Raw genomic sequence first — 22,178 nt, 5'->3', positions numbered from 1 at the left:
TCGTTAATGAAAAGGAATATTCTAATGAGCTTAAACCATGTGCCAGCAGGCAAGTCGCTGCCTGAAGATATCTATGTCGTGATCGAAATTCCTGCAAATGCAGATCCAATCAAGTACGAAGTAGATAAAGATTCTGGTGCGGTATTTGTCGACCGTTTCATGTCTGCACCAATGTTCTACCCATGTAACTATGGCTACGTGAACAATACGCTGTCTCTTGATGGCGACCCCGTCGACGTACTGGTACCAACACCATACCCACTCATGCCAGGTTCAGTGATTCGCTGCCGTCCTGTTGGCGTTTTGAAGATGACGGATGAGTCAGGTGAAGACGCAAAAGTGTTTGCGGTTCCACACACCAAAATCTCGAAAGAGTACGATCACATCCAAGATGTGGACGATATCCCAGAACTACTGAAAGCGCAGATCACGCAATTCTTTGAGCGTTACAAAGAGCTTGAAGCGGGCAAATGGGTGAAAGTGGATGGTTGGGCAGATGTTGCTGCCGCTAAAGCTGAGATCCTAGAGTCTTACGAGCGCGCTCAGAAAAAATAAGCATCACGGCTGATACAAAATTAAAAAGAGCTGCTTTAGGGCAGCTCTTTTGCTTTTCATCTTGTGTAAGTCAACTAGATAGGCGCGCCTGCAGAAGACATTCGGCCGGCGTCATAGTCATGCTGAAAGAAAGGGTCTAGGTCATCACAAATACCAAAATACGGACGCCCGATAACACCAAGCATATACGCGCTTTGTTCACAATACTCTTGCTTCCCTTGCTGATAACCCGTTTGATAGGCAATGATCAGTTCAGGCGTAGCATGATTAGTACCATCCAGTGCAGCGATGCGATCTTCAGATAAAACTCTTAATCCATCTAAGGCAGACTGCTTACCAAACGCTTGCCAGTCGGTAGCATTACTCGAGGTCGGCAGGGTTGTTTGCGCGCATGCAGCAAGAATCAACGCCATTGCTCCAATTACGAATACCTTCATCATGACTCCTTAGTGACCAGCTCGTCGCTGTTGATAATGTCAGTATAGCTCACACCTTTTGACACCAATCTCCGGAAGCGATTTCTTCGGTCAGTTGTTCAGTATCTTGATACAAGTAGATCCAAGCTTGGCCAAACGGCGTGACGATGCTCTCTCGACGATACTCTACTGGCACATCTTCCAACTTATCTAGCTCGGATAAGGTTTCATCATCAATCAGATACACTTCACCTTGTATCGAACGCTGCCCAACAGACAACGCGGGATAAGGACCTAAGTCATACAGTGCGAACTGAGCATCCGTTTCATGCTGACCAAGAAACTGGGCCGAGCTCAGAAAGTGATGATTACACTCTCCTTTACGCAAGGTCCCATATACAAAAACTAAATGCTGCATAACCACTCCTTAGTCATGAACTTTATGTACGCAGGCGAACAAGCTCTAATCGAACTCAAATTGATAGAGTAGGTCAACCGCACTATCTACACCAGAAACCGCCTCTAAATACAGATCTTGCATCAATCGATAACGCACAGTGAACTCGCCTAGTGAGTTAAAGATGCCGACGCCGTATTTCACCTGTAATCCCGGCAGAATGTAACCACTGACGGTCACTTGAGAATCATCGCCCGACCCCGCTGTATCCAATTGTAAATCCTGTACGCCAAAGGCTTCGCCGATTTCACCAACCACGCGTCCACTCTTTGCCAAACTTAGGCCGATCAACGTGGTCGTCATAGCATTGCCACCCGCTTCGCCATCAATGTCTTGACCACGAAGTAAGTAAGAGAGCGCATTCGCTTGAGGCATCGCTGGCTCAGAGAATATCTCCACATTTGGATCCGATGCTGGTCCTGTTACACGCACACCAGCAATCACATCATCTTGGGTATTATCTGGGTTTCGAATCGCCTTAATAGAAACGTACGGCTGATCTGCCGGACCATTCATTAAGATCTTACCTTCTTCAATCACCAAATCCTGACCAAAAGAACGGTAAGAACCGTCGACGATATTAACCTCACCAACGATGAACGGACCTTTATCTTTCTGTGTCACATTGAGGTTACCTTTCAGACCACCTTTCAAGCCAAAGGCGGCCAGTTGAAAGTCATCACCGATCTTAATGTTGATATCCGTTTCAACATCAAATGGCATTGGCTCGATATCACTCACAGGCTGTAAGTTCTGGTCCAAAATCACGGTGTCGCTTGAAACACCAACCGCACTTGGTGGCAGCTCTTCAACCACAACTCGTCCCCAAGGCAGATTAATATTACCTTCGACCTTAGCAAGCTGTGGTGTGACATCAATGGTCATGTCCGGCTCAACTTTGATTTTTACCATTGGTGGAAGATCCACCTGAAGCTCTTTCGCAAATACACGCGCTTTGGTATGCCAATTTTGTAGATCCTGCCAATCGGCCTCACCGGTCACTTCCAACTCACCATCTGGCGTCATGATACCCGCATCAAGATCCGCTTGGTGACCTTTAAAGTTGATCGCGACCTGACCGGAGTTAATGTCTATCGGCGTGACTTCACCTTGTAGCTTCATTTGTTCAATCAAGAACTGACCGTTGACTTTAGGGTGCATAACATCACCAGATATCGCCAAATCAGTATTCATGTTCGCTTTGAATAGGCTGTACTCACCTATCAACGGCGCTAAGAAATCCAGATGGAATGTCGATAGCGAGACCTTACCGTCAATCTCAGGCTGCTCAGACGTTACATCGACCAAAGAAACCTGACCAGATAAGTCACCGTTGTCTCTCACATCAAATAACCACTCAGCATCTAACTTGTCTTTTGCCAGCGCCGCTTTAAAGCTAAAGCTTTCCCAACCAAGAGTTATCGGCTGCTCTAGTGCTTGCTCTACTTGACCTTTAGGCATATCAACGTTCACCGTAACTTCCGGCTTCATCTCTGGTGCCCATTTTGCTGCTGCTTGCGCGTTGACCGCCCCTTGTAATTTCGTCTCTGGCGGCAGGAACTGCTTGATTTGTTCAAAGTCAAAGTCGTTCACGGCTAACTTGGCTTCGCCACTTTGACCAACACTAATATCTTCGGTCAAACAAACACTCGAATTGGCTTGCAGCCAACAATGTGCTTGAACATCAGCGATTTGTTTATCAATGTTGACTTTAACCGCCGTCGACTTCTGCAACGCCCAAGGTCCCTGCGGCGTGCTCAAAGTAAGACGACGCAATGCACCATCCCAGATCATTTGCGGCTTCTGTATGAATGAGCCTTCAATTTCTAAGCTGGTTGATACAATGTCAGACACTACATCTAGCGTCAGTTGGTGCAGTTTTTCATCCCCAGAGACTTCAAGGTCTGCACTATCAACTTTAATTTCGTCGTAGGTAATGTTGTTCGCAATGAGGCTTAAGTTCGCTTTCGGTGCTGGCAGAGGCGTCACATCCCCCTTCAAAGTTATGTTTTCGACGTTCGCTTGCTGCTGCCAGTTCACTTGATTTAGCGCTAGGTCTAATTTGATGTCAGGCTCTTTCAAGCTACCACGCAGCGCCACGTTGCCTTGCATCTTACCCGCTAGATCCGGAACACTTTTCGCAAAATCGGGGAAGTTAACCTCAACATCCATTAATATCTGCTTATCAATCTTACCCTTGGCACTCAATTGGTTAGGGCCATGAGAAAGCGCTAAACCTTGCGTGGTAAGCTGAATGTCTTCACCTTTGCCATTCTTATCAGACGCTTCCAGTTGGCCTTCAACATTCAGCGGATAACCGCGCAAAATGCCATCGATATCTAACTTAGGTAAACTGACTTGCCAACCGCCTTGTTCTGTTAAAGAACCTGAAGTCGAGAGGCTACCACTAATATCGCCTTCCGCTTCTTCCCATTGAAGCCCTGGTTGAATATGTTGCAAATTAAGGTCAGCTTGCCAGTTGATTGGCGCAGCCCAATTCGCCATCACCTGACCGGATAACTCACCGCCCAATGTTTTAACCACCAGGCTTTCAAGATCGATTTGCTCTAATGTGCCTTTGCCGTTTAGTGCAACATCTACAGCAGGAATATCTTTACCCGAAGCTTGTGTTTCTAGTGCCACGATGTATCCGTCCAGGGAACCTTTTGCAGATAAACTTGGTACCGATACTTGATAATCACTTTGACCGATTAACGGCCATTGCGCTTGCACATTTTTGATTGCAACATCAAAGGGTAACTGCGCTTTCAGGGGCTGAAGTTCACCTTTGATCTCCGCTTCGACTAGTTCAGATAAGGTCGCAGTGAGAGAAAGGTCTCCCACCGAACCAGCAGCTGACAGCGACAACTTTTGCCCTTTCGCATCCGCTTGCTTCACCAGCGCATCGAGCTGAGCTTTGAGAGGATAGTCAGCAGAAAGCGTTACTTGCGTGCTTAACTTACCTTCCACTTCAGGCATATCGAGCTCTAATGTTTTCACATCAACACGGTCGCCCCCCGCTTTCGCTACAGCACCAAGGTGGTGAACGATCACCGGCTTCTCACCTGCAAGCTTGAAGTTATGAATATCGAGGCGTCTTGCTTCCACAGTGAGTGGAATCCACACCTCAGGTAACACAATATCTTGCGGCGGAACGTCAGCGTCTTTCGGCTCGTCGGTGGCCGCTTCAGGTTCAGCTTCACTTGGAGCCAGTGCAACATTGATGTCTTTTAATGCCGTCGGCGCAATCACTAAACGGTCGCCTTGCATAGAAAGCCCGGTAGAGAAATCTTGCCAGTCAATTTGGTTGCCTAAAATGTTTAAGTTAATGTCATCAAAACTGACCTTATTAACAAAAATAGGGACTGGTGTACTGACTGTACGTAATGGCGGTGTCTCCTCTGGCTCTTCGCCTGCCGGAGGGAGCTCTGGCATCTGAAAGTTAACACCTTGCAGGGTTAGCTCATCGACACAGACTTTAGGATCAAAGAAACAACGGAAGTTAACCGCTAACGCTAAACGATCGACTTTTGCGTCGATGTTCAAAGATTCGTCGACAAAACTGACGTTCTGTAGCTCAAAACGAGGAAATAATGAGCCCTGAACTTGCTCTATCTGTAGTTGCGGTAAAGCCTTTTCTGCTCCCCACAACGCGAGCTTAAGACCAGGGTGAGTAAATAGCACTGTCGCAACAAAAATGATGAGCAACAGCAATAGACCAATCAAACTTAGCGACAGCCATTTGGTCCACTTAAACATCATTTTGATCATAACTCAGGCCCCAATGAGAAGTGGATGCGGAACTCTCTTTCTGGTTTTTCATCCAGTCCCCACGCAAAATCAAAGCTAACCGGTCCAACCGGAGATGCCCAACGGATACCCACACCAGCACCCGATTTCCATTCAGGTGTTTCGTTAAATGCATCACCAATATCGTAGAAGGTGGCTGCCCACCAGTTTCCATACACGCGATATTGATATTCTAATGTGCTGCTAACGATGTATTTACCACCCGTCAAGGCGCCACTTTCATCCACAGGTGAAATAGACTCGTATCCATAACCACGAATGTTGTTGTCACCACCAGCGAAGAAACGCAGAGAAGGCGAAAGCTTTTCAAATTCGTCAGTGATATTCGCACCACCTTCTAAACGGAACAAACCACGATGATTATCACCGATCCCGCGGATCCAAGATGATCGCCCTAATAGGCGCAATACTCGCGTTTCTGACAGCAAAGCAGGATCACCATATTCGATCGTTACACTTTGCTTATCCCCCCACATTGGCATGTTGCCACCACGGACACGAGTTCGTGAAAAAGTAGCTCCGGGTAACACAAATTGCACCCCATCATCTTGCAGACCTTGAGAGAAGTTTTCGTACAAGTGACGAACATAAATGGTTTTATGCCAGCCGCCATCGGTTAGCCAATGTCGCTCAACTGCCAGGTTGGATTCCAAACTCTCCGTATCTCGGTTATCAAGGTGCTTTAAACCAAATTGCAGTTGGTAGTATTCACGCAATACATCATCAAGCGGGATTTTGTAGCCTGCCGTGATCGTCTGTTCTGGCTTTGATAGTGATAACGCCGTATTAAAGCTGTGGCCACGTGAACTAACCCATGGTTTTTTCCATTTTAACGTGCCACGCACACCAGTATCGGTCGAGTAACCAAGACCGGTTTCTATTTGGTTTTTTGACGCTGGCGCGAGCGAGACCTTAATTGGCAATTCGCGTCCCTCATCCAATTTACTTAAATCAGGCTCCACAAAAACCGATGAAAACCAATCGGTATTAGACAGGTTTTGGTTGTACTCCCCCACTTGCGAAACCAAGTAAGGTTCACCAATTTCAAAAGGTCGCATTGATTCAACACGGTTTTCCCAAATCTGACTGCCAGTAATGTTAATCGGACCAAAGTGATAACGAATACCACTGTCATAATGCAAACGCACGTTCGCTTCATTGAAGTCAGGAATCACTTCAAGTTTGCTGAGCTTGTAATCACCATTGAAATAACCACGCTGCAACGCCAAGTTACGAATACCCGATTTCAGGCTATCGTATTCACCTTGATTCAATACTTTGCCGACTTTAAGCGGTGAACGTTCAATAAGTTTGGCGAACTCTTCATCGTCTTTTGCTTCACCTGTGATCACCACATCCATGACTTTCACTTTCACAGGTAAACCCGGCTTGATGCTGACGATCAACTCATCATTCCCTTCCGGAATAGAGTATGAAATTTTTGCATGATAATACCCAAGCGCATTGAGAGCTTCAGTGATACTTTGATCTAATCTCGCTTGAAAACGCAGAGAAGTGGAGTAGTCCTTCGCTGGAATGGACGACAGGTACGCACTGACATTCTCTTCTAAAGCGCCATCGATGCCTTTTAAAGTCAAAGAAACATCGGCATAGGCACCATGAGAAAAGGCAAACAGGCCAACAATGGTGAGGAGAGCTTTTTTTATCATGCTTTTTTGGCTGAATGAGGTTAAGTAAACGTAAATAATGATAACGCCAATTAAAGTCTAAGTCTGTAATATTAATAGGTTTAACGCGGTCTATGTCATCACAGCATCAGATACAGACGAAATGAAAAAGTTCGCAAATTTAAGACACGTATTGAAGGACAAATACCATGCTCAACAAACAAACATTGATCAGTATAGAAGATGCCTTGCCAGGTAGAGATCAACCGATGCAGGTTGAAGATCATCATTTTGTAAATAAATCTAACTTAAAGGCACCATTGGAGCCGCATCAACAACAAATTCTGCTGGGAATGGGCTGCTTTTGGGGGGCTGAGCGCGTATTTTGGCAACTGGATGGGGTTATCTCCACTTCGGTTGGCTACGCCGGTGGATATACACCCAATCCTACTTATGAAGAGGTGTGTACGGGTAAAACAGGCCATACAGAGGTAGTACGAGTCGTCTTCGATGAACGCGTGATTTCCTTAGAAAAACTACTGGCCGTTTTTTGGGAGAAACATGACCCAACCCAGGGGATGCGTCAAGGTAACGATTTGGGCACACAATACCGTTCGGCTATTTACACTTATTCCGCGAAGCAGCAAGAGAGCGCAGAAAAATCGAAGCTCTTGTATCAACAAGCACTGCAAGAGGAACTACGCGCGAACATCACCACTGAGATACAGCCAGCGGGCCCGTATTATTTTGCCGAAACTTACCACCAGCAATACCTGGCTAAAAACCCTGACGGTTACTGCGGTATCGGTGGTACAGGTGTTTGCTTTCCACCCAGCTTACAAAGTTAGTTCCTAGGACTAACTGAAACCAAAAAGAGCGACCTATTCGGTCGCTCTTTTTTGAAATCGAAAACTAAATTCAAGCCAACGGGCGCTTAAACAGACAACGAAGCAATCACTTGGTTGACTTCTTTAAAGATGGTGAGTCTTTTCTGATCGTTGACGTCAGGGAGCAAAACTTTGCCATTGTCGAACTGAAAACATCCAACCCCAGCAATAAAGAATTGACCTTTGAACAACGTTTTAACGAAACGTGCCACTTGTAATGGTCGGTATACAGCAAACTCACGTAGCATAACTCACCTCAATTCCTTTGAGAAAACACGGATTGCTTATTTATCCTCTGCAATCTTTATGCGCAATCTGCGACGAGGTTCATTTTAGCAAATTCTAAATATAACGCAATATTACACCACCCCATACGTTAAATAAATGTTATCAACAGTTCTACAAATTTCCTAGATCTGGATATATACTGGAAAACTTCCAACTCGTACGGAATATAACAATATGAAAACTAAGACTCTCCTACCTTTACTATTGGCTATAACGCCAAGCTTTGCGTTTGCACACAACCTATCTGTCGGTGAGACCGTTCCTTCTGCCAAGGTCGCGGCTTATGGCGAGATTGTTTTGCAAGGTGAGGGCGTGGCATACCAACCATGGGCAACCCAGCATATGCAGGGTAAGGTTCGTGTTATTCAAGCAATCGCAGGTCGTAGCAGTTCAAAAGAAATGAACGCCCCTTTGATGTCAGCAATAACCGCCGCGCAATTCCCGCAAGAAAGCTACCAAACAACTACGATCATTAACCAAGATGATGCGATCTGGGGGACAGGTTCGTTCGTGAAATCTTCAGCCCAAGACAGCAAAAAAGAGTTTCCTTGGTCATCTATGGTTCTGGATGAAAATGGCGTAGTCGCCAACACTTGGGATCTTAAAGAAGAAAGCTCTGCCATTATTGTTCAAGACAAAACAGGCAAAGTGCTGTTTGTAAAAGAAGGCGCACTTGAGCAAGATGAAATTGCAAAGGTGATCGAGCTAATTAAACAGAACATCTAGTCTCGTTGCTTGGCTCCTTAATATCCGTAGTACGCAGTATAAGGAGCCATGCGACCAAACTTAAAGCTTGAGATTTCTGTTGCCCCTAGTTTAACGCTCAGTGATTCCACCAAGGAGACTGTCTCAGATTCGGCGACATCGCATGTGTTGACGTAAATTTTCCCACTAGCCAACAAAAGAGTGAACTTTTACTCATTATGGGTGTTATATTATAACAGTCGGTAAGAGGAGCTCAGATGTACCACCACCAGCAAAAGATACGGAAGCATTGGCATCGCACTGTTTTATTTTTCAGTGTCGCGTTGCTGATCGCTTGGAACTTTGCGGTAATCCTTCATCAAGTTGATCTGACTCCCGAACACCACACACACCATCATTGCCAGCTATTTTCTGGGGTTCAGCACGGCATAGCCAAAGCTCAACCGACCCTATCGACGCCAACATTTACGCGCATCCAATACCATGATGTCTTTCAGCGCCTTGTTAATAGTGAAGACATTCGTGGTGCAGCTCGTGCCCCGCCTTATTTTGCTTAATTTCCAAACTATTCCACACTCAACATAATTTGTGCGTATTCCTGCACCTAACGTGTCAGCGAATCGCACCTTAGTAAATACAAATCTGATCCGGTATTGCTCGGGTTAGTGCCAGCAAAATTAGGAAACACAAAATGTCATCGAAACATGTTTTAGCGCTTGTCATTGGTCTCTCTTTATCGACAGCAGCAAATGCGGACGAATACCGCCAGCACGGTGCTCATGTGCATGGTCACGTCGAATTTAATATCGCCCAAGATGGAAAGGATCTGTTAGTGGAGATTACTGCTCCCGGAGCCGATGTGGTCGGTTTCGAGCATGCTCCAGAAAATGAACAGCAAGAGCAAGCACTTAAACAAGCCATTGCCACCCTAGAAGACAGCAACACACTGTTTGCTATTAACGCGCAAGCCAATTGTGATATTGAAGAAGCTTACGTAAACCATAACCTCAGCACCCCTCATGAAGACCATGATCATAGCGAACACGACCATGATGACCATGCAAATCACGATCATGAAGGGCACGAACACCATGATCACCACAATGAACATCATGATGAACATGAGCACCATGACGGTCACGATGCTCACCATGAGGAGCATGAAAATGGCGGACATGGTGAGTTTTCGGTGCAATATCGCTTCAGCTGTGACCAAGTTAACCAACTCAGTCACATTCAAACCGACTGGTTTAATCAATTTCCAACGACTGAGTCAATCAACGTCAATATATTCACTGACACCATGCAATCAGCCATCAAACTGAGCAAAGATAACTCCCAAATCGTAATCAAATAACACGAGTGGCGTGTAAGTACACACTTACACGCCAATGCTTTGGTGATTTAGTATGACTGAAATCATGTCAAACGTTGTTGAGCTAAATAATGCCCAGTTTGTCTGGCCCGGTTCAACACACGCAACCATTCATATTCCACAGTTACATATTGCCCAAGGTGAGCACGTATTTATCAAAGGTCCCAGTGGATGCGGTAAATCTACGCTGCTTGCCCTACTAACTGGCATCAACACGTTAACATCAGGCTCTCTATCCGTACTGAATACTGACCTTGTTAGTTTAAGTGCAAGTCAAAGAGACAAATTTCGCGCCAATCACATTGGCTATATCTTTCAGCAGTTCAATTTATTGCCTTATTTAAACGTACTTGAAAACGTACTACTGCCTTGCCAATTCAGTCAAACACGACGTGGCCGCGCTCATTCAAGAACGTCATCTCAAACGTTAGAAGAGCAAGCTCAAGCTCTGCTTGAAAGGCTCCACCTACCCAGCGAGCTTCATGCGCGTCCTGTATCGGAACTGAGCATTGGCCAACAACAACGTGTTGCGGCTGCACGAGCACTCATTGGGTATCCAGGGTTAGTGATTGCTGACGAGCCAACCTCCGCTTTAGACCATGATAACCGTAAAGCGTTTATTGAACTCCTGATGGAGCAAACGAATCAAGCCAATGCTACGCTGATCTTCGTCAGTCACGATCCAACGCTTGAGCCCTTATTTGACCGCACACTTAACCTACCAGATATTAACCAAGCATCTAACCTAGGAGCCGCATCATGAGCGCTGTTGCAAAGCTCGCGTGGAAGAGCTTAATCAATCGTAAGGCGACGGCAATATTAACCATCATGACAGTCGCGATTTCGGTCATACTCCTTTTAGGAGTAGAACGCATTCGTACTCAGGCAAAAAATAGCTTCGCCAATACAATTTCAGGCACCGACCTCATCATTGGTGGCCGTTCTGGACAAGTGAACTTGCTGCTCTACTCTGTGTTTCGCATTGGCAATGCCACCAACAACATTGACTGGAAGAGCTACCAAGAGTTTGCCAATCATCGAGCAGTAGATTGGGCGATTCCAATCTCACTTGGCGACTCGCACAAAGGATTCCGAGTAATGGGAACCAACCACAGCTATTTTGAACACTATAAATTCGGAAGTAAGCAACCACTAACATTTTCAGAAGGCCGAGAATTCAATGGCTTATTTGAAACAGTGCTCGGTTCTGATGTCGCAAAACAGCTGGGGTATCACGTCGGTAGTGAAATCATCATTGCCCACGGCATTAGTGATGTAGGCTTTAGCCGACATGACAACCTACCATTCAAAGTTGTCGGGATTCTTGCGCCCACAGGCACGCCAGTCGACAAAACCGTTCATGTCTCGCTAGAAGCTATCGAAGCTATTCACGTCGGATGGGAAAGCGGTGCACGTTTAGGCCCAACACCCAAGGCACAAGACCTCAAAAACAGAGACTTTCAGCCCAAGCAAATTACCGCGATGCTGGTCGGTTTGAAATCTCGTATTCAGACTTTCGCCCTACAAAGGCAAATCAACACTTATCCCAAAGAACCGCTTAGCGCGATTATGCCCGGGGTTGCGTTGCATGAATTGTGGGGAATGATGTCTGTTGCCGAGCAAGCCTTAATGGCAGTGTCTGGCTTTGTGGTGATTGCAGGATTACTCGGCATGCTAAGCAGCTTATTAACCAGCTTAAAGGAGCGCCGCCGTGAAATGGCGATTTTGCGCGCTATGGGGGCAAGACCTCGTCATGTTTTCTCATTGTTGATCAGCGAAGCCAGTCTACTTACTGCTGCCGGAATTGTGACCGGAGTGGCAGGGCTGTATGCCATTCTCGCCATCGTGCAACCCATCATTCAACAACATTATGGAATACATCTGACTTTAAGCCTCTTATCGCCCTATGAATGGATGCTATTAGGTTTCGTACAATGCGCTGGAATTGTAATTGGTTTCATCCCGGCTTTTCGCGCCTACCGACAGTCACTAAGTGACGGAATGACAATAAGGATTTAATAAAATGTGGAGAAAAATACTCGCAAGTTGCTTGCTGATCGTCTCATTTATAGCACCAGTACTCGCAAGCGAGGAGCCATTAACGCTCGACTGGATTGATCTAGTACCTGAGAAAGAACGCAAACTGTTCGACAGCGTGGGCATGCCAGCTTCTGATCACAGTGGCGGCGCAGCGCAACAGTCTAAAATTGGTAACGTTCGACCAGAGCTAAATGGAAGCCAAGTTAAAATCCCAGGCTTTGTCATCCCGCTTGAAGGTGACGCGAATACCGTCACCGAGTTTTTGTTGGTGCCATACTTTGGAGCTTGTATCCACGTTCCACCACCTCCACCAAACCAAATCATTTACGTGAAGTTTCCCAAAGGCGCACCCGTTCAAGAACTGTGGGATGTCATATATGTGGTTGGGGAGTTGAAAACCGAGACGATAAGCCACGAGCTGGCTGAAACGGCTTACGTTATTGAGGGATCGAAAATAGAAGCCTACGACGATATGTAGTTTAAGTCGTTGACATGCATCGGTACACCTAAGGCGTCACATCGGCGCCTTTTTTAGTTCTGTGTTACACGATATAACGAGACAAATACGCTAATACGCCAACATAAATAACCAAAAGAAACGCTATCGACAGGTGCTTTTTGAGTTTACCTGCTTCTGAGAACTTCATTGTCCCTCCAAAATAACGATAACAATTTTAACAACTCATTATCATTTTGGATAGCCCTATTCGTTCAAAAACTGAGAACTCCTATCTGGTCGCCTGGTTAGATAAGGTGTAAATTTAAACAAGCGAACAGCGCAGTTCTTGGTAGGAAAATTAATGGCAGAACCGACAAAGCAACCTGTTGTCATCGAACATCAGTCAAACGCACAAAAAAATACGCAACAAGAAAAGAAGCAGGGCTACATCAAAGACAGTGCCAGCAAGGTAAAAACCATTGCCCAAATACACGGTCTTGATGCCTTACTACAAACCGATCCACCAGCCAAATCCGCGCTTGAAAGAGCCCAACTGCGTGAACAGAGACGCCAAGAACAGCGACAAAAAAACCTAGAGCAGATTCTAAAGCTAGCACACAGTTCATGCCGAGATGAAACTGCCGGAGAGCCCGACCAAGACTGGTTGTATCGTTTTTTTGAAATGGCTCAAGACATCCATAACAACGCGATGCAAAAGTTATGGGCTCAAGTGATGAAGCGTGAAGTGACAAACCCAGGCTCGACGTCTATGAAAGCGCTCAAAATCCTCAAAGATATGTCACCAAAAGAAGCGCAAACTCTGCAAAGAGCCGCCTCTCTGGCGTGCAGTTTTGGAGGGGATCACAGTCGCAAGCTGTTAATTGGTTATAAAGCGCAAGGAGGAATATTTAGCTTCGGCAAACGAGACATCGCCAACAGCTTAAACATGGGAAGTTTTCAGTTGCCCTATTCAAGTTTGTTGCTGTTGATTGAACTAGGGTTACTGCATAGTACCGAGCTTGAATCTGGCGAAATTGGTATCGAGACGCCATTGATCCTCACCTACCAAGGTAAAAACTTGTCGCTGAACGTGAACAGCAAAGGCGTCCGTCTTTTATATTACCGCTTCACGCCAACAGGCAATGAACTCTGTACCTTGCTCGGTAACAAACCACATGCCGACTACTACGACCAAATGCTTGCGCTTTTAAATCATAGATTTAGTGTCCATAGTGACGCTAAAAGTACGGTTCATCATACCGTGTAGGCAGTTTGAGAAGCATTTGACCACCCATGATCCAAATGCTTCTTAAGCCGATCAAAGAGCTTGAGGTCACCAATGATCCAAATGCTTATTTATCGGATCACTGCACGCGACTTAAGCGCTTCCAAGCACAAGTCCACCAGCTCATCGACGCTTTTTTCGCCCGCTGGTAAATCGACTTCCGGATTCTTCGGTGCTTGATATTCAGAATCAATACCAGTGAAGTTAGGAATTTCTCCCGCACGTGCTTTGCGGTACAAACCTTTAGGATCGCGACCTTCGCAGACTTCTAGAGATGCATTGACGAACACTTCGATAAACTCACCTTCTGGCAATAAGTCGCGCACTAGCTGTCGCTCTGCACGATGCGGTGAAATGAACGCCGACAACACAATTAAGCCTGCATCCGCCATCAGTTTAGCCAGTTCACCAATACGACGAATGTTCTCGCGACGATCCTGTTCAGAAAAGCCCAAATCGCTACACAGGCCATGTCGCACATTGTCACCATCCAATAAATAGGTGTGGTAACCCAATGTTGCAAGGCGATTTTCCAACGCCCCCGCTATGGTTGATTTACCCGCTCCAGATAAGCCAGTAAACCACAATACGGCAGGTTTTTGCTTCTTTAATTCAGCACGAAACTGTTTATCGACCGAATGCTGGTGCCAAACAATATTTTCATCTTTTACCGTCGTTTCGGCAGTCATAACGTATCCTTGTAAATATCGGAATTAAAACGGGAAGAAGACCGGAATCAAAGTAAGTACTAATACAGAGTACACAATCGAAATCGGCACACCAATTCTCACATAGTCGGTCAATTTATAATTTCCTACGCTGTACACCAGTAAGTTGGTTTGATAACCGTAGGGAGAAATAAAGCTCGCACTGGCGCCAAACAAGACCGCCATAATGAATGGCATCGGATCAACGCCATAACCGACCGCCATGCTATAGCCAATAGGAAAAGAAAGCGCAGCCGCGGCATTATTCGTCACCAGTTCAGTAAGAACTAATGTCATGATGTAAGTTGCGACCAAGGCTCCAAACACGCCCCAGCCATTGAACGCTTCAATAAACATCGCTCCCATTCTCTCTGACAAGCCGGAAGAGATCATCAATTGAGCGATGGACAAAGCAGAGCCGACAATCACAACGATATCAATTGGGAAACGGCGGCGCAGTTCTGAAATCTGTACAATGCCAAACGCGATAAGTGCGATAAGATACGCGGCAAGGCCTTTAATAATCGGTACTAGCTCTAATAGCGCACACCCAATTACGGCAGCAAAGCCCAGTAGCACGATGGAGGATTTATTTGTATCAAGCCGAGCGCTAGAGTCCAAATCATGCACTAAAACAAACTCTTTACGATGAGCTCGGCGCTCCGATTCAAAACGCTTCCCCGGAACCAGAACTAACGTGTCACCTGGCGCTAAGGTAATGCTACCCAAACCGCCCTCTAGGCGCTCATGGCCACGACGAATAGCGACAACAACGGCATCAAAGCGGTCACGGAATCGGCTCTCTTTAAGTGTTTTATAGCAAAACGTCGCGGATGAGCTCACCACAACTTCAATAAAATTTTGCCCATTCAAGTGCTGCTGACCAAAAAGCTTGAGGCCCGGAATTTCTTGCAGGGTCGCGACGCTCTCAACATCACCACAAAACAACAAACGGTCTTTCGCATTGAGTACAAAATCCGGTCCTACAGAGGAAACCGTCACGCCATCTCGTACAACCTCCGCAAGAAACAGTTTGCGTAGCGCACGTAAATTATTCTCGCTGACCGTGCGCCCAACTAACGGTGAACCAGGCTCTACGCGAGACTCAAGAAAGTACGGTAAATCTTCTTGGCTTTGATCATCGTAGTTCGGCAGTAAGTAACTGAGCGGGATAAGAATCAGCATTCCTCCCACCAACACCGCCAAGCCAATCATCGTGGGTGTAAAAAAGCTCAGGCTCGGCAAACCGGCATCTTCAACAAAGCTGTTGATGATTAAGTTAGTCGACGTACCAATCAAAGTTAACGTGCCACCAAAAATGGCGGCGTAAGACAATGGGATAAGTAATTTCGAAGGTGCATGCTGCTGATTACGCTTAATCGCCCCAATCAATGAGACAACCACGGCGGTATTATTCGTGAATGAAGAGAGCAAGGCCGTTGATACACCGAGCTTAGCGATCACACTGCCTAACTGGCCTTCAGAAATACTACGGCTCACCCAACTGATTAGTAACGTTTTTTCTAAAGCACACGATGCAAGAATCAACAGAACCAGAGTCAATAACGAAGAGTTGGTAAAGTTGGATGCGATCGTGGCTGAATCCATCATTCCCGCCATAAATGCAATAAAAGCGGCACCCGCAAAGACATAACTAGGCTTAATTTTTGTGACAAGCAAACAAGTGATAATGCCAAGCAAAATCGCTAATACAAACCCTTGTTCCCACATAGCCTTTCCTTACCAAATCGCCCAAAGGGCACAACAACGGCTCATTTATCCGTGAGACACCAGACAAACGAGTAAACAGACCAAAATCAGCGTAAGCGAAAAGAACATCAGAATGCTCGGTTTTCTTGGGCTTCACCGAAGCATTCTGGTATTAGGAGAATAACCTAACTGCATTTCGCAACTCAGTTAGGCAGCGACGCCCCAAGCACAACAACAGACAGAATCAGAGCTTATCGTGCTCGGGCGCGCCAACTACTTTTTCAGCAATTGGCTGACGTCTTTTGCTTCCCAGTGTGGGAAGTGTTTACGCACAAGTGCATTCAGCTCAACTTCAAACGCAGAGATGTCCGTCAAATCGCGCTCAACCACCGCGAGGCTTTCTTTGACCATGCCTGCACCGACCGTCACGTTCGTCAGACGATCGATAATGATGAAGCCGCCGGTATCAGCACAATCTTGGTAATTGTCCAGCGCAACTGACTCATTGAGAGACCATTCACACAAGCCAATACCATTCAATGGCAGCTCTGCCGCACTATGAGTTGATAGGTTGTTGATATCATATTGGTGACGAATCGCTTCAACATGGCCCACAGTTTTCTTACCCGCGATTTTGATGTCGTAGTCACGGCCCGGTTGCAGAGGTTGCTCTGTCATCCATACCACATCGGCAAGCAAGTGGTTTGTGGTTTCCACTTGAGCATTGTCTAGAACAATCAAATCGCCACGGCTAATATCGATCTCATCGCTTAAAGTCAGAGTGACCGCCAACCCAGCACGAGCTTCCTCAATATCACCATCAAACGTAACAATGCGCGCCACGGTTGACGTTTTCCCCGATGGCAATGCTTTGATGGCATCACCGACTTTGATCGAACCTGAAGAAATCGTCCCCGCAAAACCACGGAAATCGAGGTTAGGACGGTTAACGTATTGCACAGGGAAGCGGAACTCACCCGCACCTTTTTCTTGATCCACATCGACCGTTTCAAGAAGTTCAAGCAATGACGGGCCTTTAAACCAGCTTAGGTTTTGCCCTTTATCCACCACATTGTCACCTTCAAGCGCCGAAATCGGGATGATTTGAATATCAATATCCCCGGTTAGGTTCTCAGAAAACTTAAGATACTCATCGCGGATTTCTTCAAAGCGCTCTTGCGAGTAATCCACTAAATCCATCTTGTTGATCGCCACAACAAAGTGTTTCAAACCCAGTAGGTTGGAAATAAAAGAGTGACGACGAGTTTGATCAAGAATGCCTTTACGTGCATCAACTAAGATCACCGCTAAGTCACACGTCGATGCGCCTGTCGCCATATTACGCGTGTACTGCTCGTGCCCAGGAGTATCGGCGATGATGAACTTACGTTTCTGCGTCGAGAAATAGCGGTAAGCCACATCAATCGTGATCCCCTGCTCGCGCTCAGCTTGTAAGCCATCGACCAACAACGCAAGGTCAGGCTTTTCACCCGTGGTGCCCACACGTTGGCTGTCTGAGTGTACTGCCGCTAGCTGATCTTCATAAATTTGTTTTGAGTCATGGAGTAAGCGACCGATTAGTGTACTTTTACCGTCATCTACCGAGCCACAAGTCAAGAATCTAAGTAACGACTTGTACTGGTGTTGTGTTAAATAGCCTTCGATACCAAGCTCGGCTAATTGAGCTTCAACTGCACTGTTCATTATCTTTCCTTAGATCCTTTAGAAGTAACCTTGACGTTTCTTAAGCTCCATCGATCCTGACTGATCGTGGTCGATCGCTCGACCTTGGCGCTCACTCGACGTTGCCACCAGCATCTCTTCGATAATGCCGGTCAAAGTGTTCGCTTCAGACTCGATAGCCCCAGTTAATGGATAACAACCAAGAGTACGGAAACGCACACTCTTCTCTTCGATCACTTCACCCGGTTGAAGCTCCATACGATCATCATCAACCATGATTAGCATGCCGTCGCGTTCAACAACTGGACGTTTGTCAGCGAGATAAAGCGGTACGATCTCGATGTTTTCTAAATAGATGTATTGCCAGATATCAAGCTCCGTCCAGTTCGAAAGTGGGAATACACGAATGCTTTCCCCTTTATTGACCTGACCGTTGTACGTCTTCCACAACTCTGGACGTTGATTTTTAGGGTCCCAGGTATGGTTCTTGTCACGGAACGAATACACTCGCTCTTTTGCGCGTGATTTTTCTTCATCACGACGAGCACCACCAAAAGCAGCATCGAAGCCATATTTGTTTAGCGCCTGCTTAAGACCTTGCGTTTTCATGATGTCCGTATGCTTTGACGAGCCATGAACAAACGGACTGCAGCCCATTGCTAGACCTTCTGGGTTCTTATGCACCAAAAGCTCAAAGCCGTATTTGGCAGCGGTGCGATCGCGAAACTCAATCATCTCGCGGAATTTCCAGTCGGTATCGACATGCAAAAGTGGAAATGGAATTTTGCCCGGGTAAAACGCTTTACGCGCTAGATGCAGCATCACTGATGAGTCTTTACCAATCGAATACATCATGACTGGGTTATCAAACTCAGCCGCAACTTCGCGGATAATATGGATACTCTCCGCTTCGAGTTGTTTAAGGTGAGTTAAACGTTGTTGGTCCATGTTTTGTATTTCCTTTTTAAGCTTGAAGGCGCATTACGTCTCTAATCTTTGGTCTGAAATTATATGGAGTTGGCAATAGCACTTTTGTTGAATTCAGTACTAGACAAAAACCAGTCTAACTTTTGAGACAGTCGCACTACCTCTCCGACAACAATCAAAGATGGCGATTGTGCTTCCTTCGATAAATCAGAGAGTTGGGATAGTTCTCCCGTAAATACTTTTTGTTGAATCTGCGTGCCACGCTCAATAATGGCAATAGGAGTCGACGCTGAACGACCATGCTTAATGAGTTGATTCTGAATATAGTGTGATTTCATCAGCCCCATGTAGATCACTAAAGTCTGATTCCCACGCGCCAACGTGGACCAATCCATCTCATCACTTTCTTCTTTCAAGTGGCCAGTCACAAAGATGGCAGATTGCGCATAATCACGATGAGTCAGTGGAATACCAGCATAGGCCGTTGCGCCAGCTGCCGCGGTAATGCCAGGGACAACTTGAAAACGAACGCCAGCATCAGCAAGCACTTCTAACTCTTCACCACCACGACCGAATACAAACGGATCACCACCTTTAATGCGCACTACTTTGTAGCCCTGCTTGGCAAAATCCACCAATAGCTGATTCGTCTTCTCCTGCGGCACACTGTGATGCCCAGCTCGCTTCCCAACGCACACCAAAATCGTATCGCTTGGAATCAATGCCATGATTTCTTCTGACACCAAGTAGTCGTACAAAACCACATCGGCTTGCTGCAAACAGTTCAGTGCTTTCACTGTCAAAAGTTCAGGATCACCCGGCCCCGCCCCCACTAAGGCGACTTCACCAGGCTGTAGCGATTGCTTTGCAAAACGAGTAACACCAGCTACTGAGTTGTCAGAAACTAACCGGGGCTTTGGTTTAGGAAAAGAAGTGACTGAATCGTTCGTTGCCATGTGCTTGCTCATCGTCCATTGATATCGTTATGCAAGCATTATGGCGGGGCGTTTATATTACCTGAAATTCTAAAATTTCATTTTTTATTCAAAAATCTGCTAAGAAGTTTTTGTTTGGTCTCATTCAAAAGCGTGAAAAAGTCGGCGGTTAATATGAATAAGGTTCAGTAAACTGATTTCTGTTCACAGTTTTCTGTATCTTTATCATTAAGTTGCACCAGCGTTTGATACATTACGCGGTACGATTCCCCCTTCCCATTGAATTGGAGCACCAAATGAAAGTGGCAGTTCACCCTATTTCCCTCGCAGTGTTAAGTGGCATGCTAACGCTTGCGGGCCCTGCGATGGCCGATACCATCAAGCTTCGTATTATCGAAACCACCGACATTCACACCAACGTGATGGATTACGATTACTATAAAGACCAACCATCACAGCAAATCGGTCTTAGTCGCGCCGCGACCATAGTGAAGCAGGCAAAGTCAGAGGCTGAAAACAGTGTATTAGTTGATAACGGCGACTTAATTCAGGGCAGCCCAATGGGCGATTACATGGCGGCGAAAGGGATTAACGCTGGCGATGTCCACCCAGTCTACAAGGCGATGAACCAACTAGACTACGATGTGGGCAACATTGGCAATCATGAGTTCAACTATGGCTTAGATTTTCTACAAAAGACGTTGGCGGGCGCTAACTTCCCTTACATCAACGCAAACGTATTTGATAAAAAAACCGGTGAGCATTACTTCAAGCCTTACCTGATCAAAACCCACACCTTTAAAGACACAAACGGCGAAGCGCATCAAATAAAAGTGGGTTATATCGGCTTTGTACCACCACAAATAATGGTGTGGGACAAGAAGAACTTAGAAGGCAAAGTCTTTGCTAAAGACATTAAGGAAACGGCAGAAAAACTGATTCCTCAAATGAAGAAAGAAGGTGCAGACGTTATCATCGCCATTCCTCATTCAGGCATCTCCACTGACCCATACAAGCTTGGCGCAGAAAACTCTGTCTATTACTTAACGCAAGTTGATGGGATTGATGCGATTGCTTTTGGCCACTCTCACGCCGTCTTCCCTGGGAAAGACTTCGCAAACCTACCTGGTGTTGATACAGAGAAAGGGACCATCAATGGTGTGACGTCAGTGATGCCTGGTCGCTGGGGAAGTCATGTAGGTGTGATGGACTTGATGCTGAAAGAGGAAGACGGCAGATGGCAAGTAGTTGAAGGCCAAGCAGAAGCACGCCCTATCTTCGATAAAGTAAATAAGAAGTCATTAGCTAAAGCCGATGAAGGTATTGTGAAAGCGTTAGAAGAGGATCACAAAGGCACTCGTGAATTTGTAAACCAACCAATCGGCAAAGCAAATGATGTCATGTACAGCTTCTTGGCATTAGTGCAGGACGACCCAACCATTCAGATCGTTAACCTTGCTCAGAAAGATTACGTGGAACGCTTTATTCAAGGCGACCCAGATCTCGCTGACATTCCAGTATTGAGTGCCGCAGCACCATTTAAAGTCGGGGGGCGTAAGAACGATCCGAATAACTTTACAGAAGTCGAATCCGGTCAGCTCACCTTCCGTAATGCGGCCGATCTTTATTTATATCCCAACACCTTGGTCGCGATGAAAGTGAAAGGTAAAGAGGTTCGCGAATGGCTAGAGTGCAGCGCGGGTCAATTCAACCACATCGACATCAACAATCCTGAACCGCAATCTTTGATTGATTGGGATAATTTCCGTACGTACAACTTCGATGTCATTGATGGGGTGAACTACCAGATCGATATCACCCAACCGCCCAAATACGATGCGAGTTGCAAAGTGATTAATCCAGATTCACAGCGTATCGTGAACCTGACTTACAACGGTAAGCCAGTTGATCCAAGACAAGACTTCATCATCGCAACCAATAACTACCGTGCTTATAGCAATACCTTCCCTGGTACGGGCCCAGACTTTATTGCGTTTGACGCACCAGATGAAAACCGCTCTGTCGTCGCCACTTATATTTCTCGCGTGAGTGAAGAAAAAGGTGAAGTGACACCAAGCGCTGACAACAACTGGTCTTTCGCACCGATTAAATCCGATAAAAAGCTAGATATTCGCTTCGAAACATCTCCTAGCGATAAAGCGGCGCAATTCATTAAAGATAAAGGTCAATACCCAATGAAACGTGTCGCGACTGACGATATTGGTTTCGCGATTTACCAAATCGATCTGAATAAGTAAGGCTGATTTAACAACAACGCTAAGCGGCTCTCATGAGCCGCTTTTTTGTTATCAATAAAACCCGTTAGAATAA

20 protein-coding genes are annotated in these 22,178 nt (G+C 46.1%); 10 read left to right on the top strand and 10 right to left on the bottom strand.

All coding sequences use genetic code 11. The annotated features are described in order from the left end of the window. The first annotated feature begins 24 nt into the window (after positions 1-24). On the top strand, positions 25-555 hold the full coding sequence (gene ppa, locus J8Z23_RS01600; RefSeq protein WP_012841160.1) for an inorganic diphosphatase: 531 nt from the start codon (positions 25-27) through the stop codon (positions 553-555). A 74-nt stretch (positions 556-629) separates the two neighbouring features. On the opposite strand, the gene J8Z23_RS01595 is transcribed toward ppa, so the two are convergent. From J8Z23_RS01595 to tamA, 4 genes are read right to left on the bottom strand one after another with little or no spacing between them, the layout of a single operon-like run. Beyond that, entirely contained in the window at positions 630-992 is a 363-nt protein-coding gene (locus tag J8Z23_RS01595; RefSeq protein WP_145474456.1) for a DUF2799 domain-containing protein, read from the bottom strand. Positions 993-1,041: 49 nt separating this feature from the next. Further along, positions 1,042-1,389 (bottom strand): gamma-glutamylcyclotransferase family protein, encoded by a 348-nt coding sequence (locus tag J8Z23_RS01590; protein WP_012841162.1) that lies wholly within the window; start codon positions 1,387-1,389, stop codon positions 1,042-1,044. Between the two features lie 45 nt (positions 1,390-1,434). Continuing rightward, a complete protein-coding gene (gene tamB / locus J8Z23_RS01585; protein WP_301659499.1) occupies positions 1,435-5,199 on the bottom strand; it encodes an autotransporter assembly complex protein TamB in 3,765 nt (1,254 codons plus the stop codon). After that, complete coding sequence (gene tamA / locus J8Z23_RS01580) at positions 5,196-6,908, bottom strand: autotransporter assembly complex protein TamA (protein WP_046874047.1); 1,713 nt, start codon at positions 6,906-6,908, stop codon at positions 5,196-5,198. Before tamA ends, tamB begins: the two co-directional genes overlap by 4 nt. Before the next feature lie 167 nt (positions 6,909-7,075). Here tamA and msrA point away from each other — a divergent pair, with 167 nt between their 5' ends. Beyond that, positions 7,076-7,714: a peptide-methionine (S)-S-oxide reductase MsrA gene (msrA, locus tag J8Z23_RS01575; RefSeq protein ID WP_005392333.1), complete on the top strand. Its 639-nt coding sequence runs from the start codon at positions 7,076-7,078 to the stop codon at positions 7,712-7,714. 86 nt (positions 7,715-7,800) lie between these two features. On the opposite strand, the gene J8Z23_RS01570 is transcribed toward msrA, so the two are convergent. Continuing rightward, positions 7,801-8,001: a DUF1107 domain-containing protein gene (locus J8Z23_RS01570; protein WP_012841164.1), complete on the bottom strand. Its 201-nt coding sequence runs from the start codon at positions 7,999-8,001 to the stop codon at positions 7,801-7,803. 214 nt (positions 8,002-8,215) lie between these two features. Between J8Z23_RS01570 and J8Z23_RS01565 the strand changes: the two genes are divergently transcribed. The 7 genes from J8Z23_RS01565 (at position 8,216) to J8Z23_RS01535 (ending at position 13,867) form a co-directional block, all read left to right on the top strand. Further along, positions 8,216-8,767, top strand: a complete 552-nt coding sequence (locus tag J8Z23_RS01565) for a YtfJ family protein (protein WP_005392336.1) — start codon at positions 8,216-8,218, stop codon at positions 8,765-8,767. Between the two features lie 236 nt (positions 8,768-9,003). Further along, the gene (locus J8Z23_RS01560) at positions 9,004-9,303 is read left to right on the top strand and encodes a DUF2607 family protein (RefSeq protein ID WP_005392338.1); all 300 of its coding nucleotides are present in this window, start codon (positions 9,004-9,006) and stop codon (positions 9,301-9,303) included. 134 nt (positions 9,304-9,437) lie between these two features. After that, complete coding sequence (zrgA, locus tag J8Z23_RS01555) at positions 9,438-10,103, top strand: zinc uptake protein ZrgA (protein WP_134647699.1); 666 nt, start codon at positions 9,438-9,440, stop codon at positions 10,101-10,103. A gap of 52 nt (positions 10,104-10,155) precedes the next feature. Further along, complete coding sequence (locus J8Z23_RS01550; RefSeq protein WP_301659498.1) at positions 10,156-10,884, top strand: ABC transporter ATP-binding protein; 729 nt, start codon at positions 10,156-10,158, stop codon at positions 10,882-10,884. Beyond that, a complete protein-coding gene (locus J8Z23_RS01545) occupies positions 10,881-12,140 on the top strand; it encodes an ABC transporter permease (protein ID WP_434634615.1) in 1,260 nt (419 codons plus the stop codon). Before J8Z23_RS01550 ends, J8Z23_RS01545 begins: the two co-directional genes overlap by 4 nt. Before the next feature lie 4 nt (positions 12,141-12,144). Next, entirely contained in the window at positions 12,145-12,639 is a 495-nt protein-coding gene (locus J8Z23_RS01540; RefSeq protein WP_012841166.1) for a DUF3299 domain-containing protein, read from the top strand. Between the two features lie 322 nt (positions 12,640-12,961). Next, on the top strand, positions 12,962-13,867 hold the full coding sequence (locus J8Z23_RS01535) for a TIGR03899 family protein (RefSeq protein WP_206946797.1): 906 nt from the start codon (positions 12,962-12,964) through the stop codon (positions 13,865-13,867). A gap of 89 nt (positions 13,868-13,956) precedes the next feature. On the opposite strand, the gene cysC is transcribed toward J8Z23_RS01535, so the two are convergent. From cysC to cobA, 5 genes are all read right to left on the bottom strand, one after another. Beyond that, the gene (gene cysC / locus J8Z23_RS01530) at positions 13,957-14,574 is read right to left on the bottom strand and encodes an adenylyl-sulfate kinase (RefSeq protein WP_139060150.1); all 618 of its coding nucleotides are present in this window, start codon (positions 14,572-14,574) and stop codon (positions 13,957-13,959) included. Between the two features lie 24 nt (positions 14,575-14,598). Then, positions 14,599-16,323, bottom strand: a complete 1,725-nt coding sequence (locus J8Z23_RS01525) for an SLC13 family permease (protein WP_005392351.1) — start codon at positions 16,321-16,323, stop codon at positions 14,599-14,601. A 252-nt stretch (positions 16,324-16,575) separates the two neighbouring features. Beyond that, positions 16,576-18,006, bottom strand: a complete 1,431-nt coding sequence (gene cysN, locus J8Z23_RS01520; protein ID WP_046874053.1) for a sulfate adenylyltransferase subunit CysN — start codon at positions 18,004-18,006, stop codon at positions 16,576-16,578. An 18-nt stretch (positions 18,007-18,024) separates the two neighbouring features. After that, positions 18,025-18,933, bottom strand: a complete 909-nt coding sequence (gene cysD, locus J8Z23_RS01515) for a sulfate adenylyltransferase subunit CysD (protein ID WP_005379592.1) — start codon at positions 18,931-18,933, stop codon at positions 18,025-18,027. 59 nt (positions 18,934-18,992) lie between these two features. Continuing rightward, positions 18,993-19,868 carry a uroporphyrinogen-III C-methyltransferase gene (gene cobA, locus J8Z23_RS01510; protein ID WP_048626585.1) on the bottom strand — a complete coding sequence of 292 codons (876 nt, stop codon included), beginning with the start codon at positions 19,866-19,868 and terminating at the stop codon, positions 18,993-18,995. 275 nt (positions 19,869-20,143) lie between these two features. Between cobA and cpdB the strand changes: the two genes are divergently transcribed. Beyond that, positions 20,144-22,105 carry a 2',3'-cyclic-nucleotide 2'-phosphodiesterase gene (gene cpdB / locus J8Z23_RS01505; protein ID WP_434634609.1) on the top strand — a complete coding sequence of 654 codons (1,962 nt, stop codon included), beginning with the start codon at positions 20,144-20,146 and terminating at the stop codon, positions 22,103-22,105. Positions 22,106-22,178 lie beyond the last annotated feature (73 nt).

Source organism: Vibrio sp. SCSIO 43086 (assembly GCF_051132235.1).
In the GTDB taxonomy this organism is placed as follows: Bacteria; Pseudomonadota; Gammaproteobacteria; order Enterobacterales; family Vibrionaceae; genus Vibrio; species Vibrio diabolicus.
The sequence above is the reverse complement of the archived record's forward strand: the minus strand, read 5'-3'. Positions and strand labels throughout refer to the sequence as shown.

Bases quoted from the DNA above. Each gene is read 5' to 3' on its own strand.
- J8Z23_RS01535 (WP_206946797.1), top strand. From the start codon at position 12,962: ATGGCAGAACCGACAAAGCAACCTGTTGTCATCGAACATCAGTCAAAC.
- tamB (WP_301659499.1), bottom strand. From the start codon at position 5,199: ATGATCAAAATGATGTTTAAGTGGACCAAATGGCTGTCGCTAAGTTTG.
- msrA (WP_005392333.1), top strand. From the start codon at position 7,076: ATGCTCAACAAACAAACATTGATCAGTATAGAAGATGCCTTGCCAGGT.
- J8Z23_RS01525 (WP_005392351.1), bottom strand. From the start codon at position 16,323: ATGTGGGAACAAGGGTTTGTATTAGCGATTTTGCTTGGCATTATCACT.
- J8Z23_RS01570 (WP_012841164.1), bottom strand. From the start codon at position 8,001: ATGCTACGTGAGTTTGCTGTATACCGACCATTACAAGTGGCACGTTTC.
- cpdB (WP_434634609.1), top strand. From the start codon at position 20,144: ATGAAAGTGGCAGTTCACCCTATTTCCCTCGCAGTGTTAAGTGGCATG.
- J8Z23_RS01545 (WP_434634615.1), top strand. From the start codon at position 10,881: ATGAGCGCTGTTGCAAAGCTCGCGTGGAAGAGCTTAATCAATCGTAAG.
- ppa (WP_012841160.1), top strand. From the start codon at position 25: ATGAGCTTAAACCATGTGCCAGCAGGCAAGTCGCTGCCTGAAGATATC.
- zrgA (WP_134647699.1), top strand. From the start codon at position 9,438: ATGTCATCGAAACATGTTTTAGCGCTTGTCATTGGTCTCTCTTTATCG.
- J8Z23_RS01560 (WP_005392338.1), top strand. From the start codon at position 9,004: ATGTACCACCACCAGCAAAAGATACGGAAGCATTGGCATCGCACTGTT.
- J8Z23_RS01590 (WP_012841162.1), bottom strand. From the start codon at position 1,389: ATGCAGCATTTAGTTTTTGTATATGGGACCTTGCGTAAAGGAGAGTGT.
- J8Z23_RS01550 (WP_301659498.1), top strand. From the start codon at position 10,156: ATGACTGAAATCATGTCAAACGTTGTTGAGCTAAATAATGCCCAGTTT.
- cysD (WP_005379592.1), bottom strand. From the start codon at position 18,933: ATGGACCAACAACGTTTAACTCACCTTAAACAACTCGAAGCGGAGAGT.
- tamA (WP_046874047.1), bottom strand. From the start codon at position 6,908: ATGATAAAAAAAGCTCTCCTCACCATTGTTGGCCTGTTTGCCTTTTCT.
- cobA (WP_048626585.1), bottom strand. From the start codon at position 19,868: ATGGCAACGAACGATTCAGTCACTTCTTTTCCTAAACCAAAGCCCCGG.
- J8Z23_RS01540 (WP_012841166.1), top strand. From the start codon at position 12,145: ATGTGGAGAAAAATACTCGCAAGTTGCTTGCTGATCGTCTCATTTATA.
- J8Z23_RS01565 (WP_005392336.1), top strand. From the start codon at position 8,216: ATGAAAACTAAGACTCTCCTACCTTTACTATTGGCTATAACGCCAAGC.
- J8Z23_RS01595 (WP_145474456.1), bottom strand. From the start codon at position 992: ATGAAGGTATTCGTAATTGGAGCAATGGCGTTGATTCTTGCTGCATGC.
- cysC (WP_139060150.1), bottom strand. From the start codon at position 14,574: ATGACTGCCGAAACGACGGTAAAAGATGAAAATATTGTTTGGCACCAG.
- cysN (WP_046874053.1), bottom strand. From the start codon at position 18,006: ATGAACAGTGCAGTTGAAGCTCAATTAGCCGAGCTTGGTATCGAAGGC.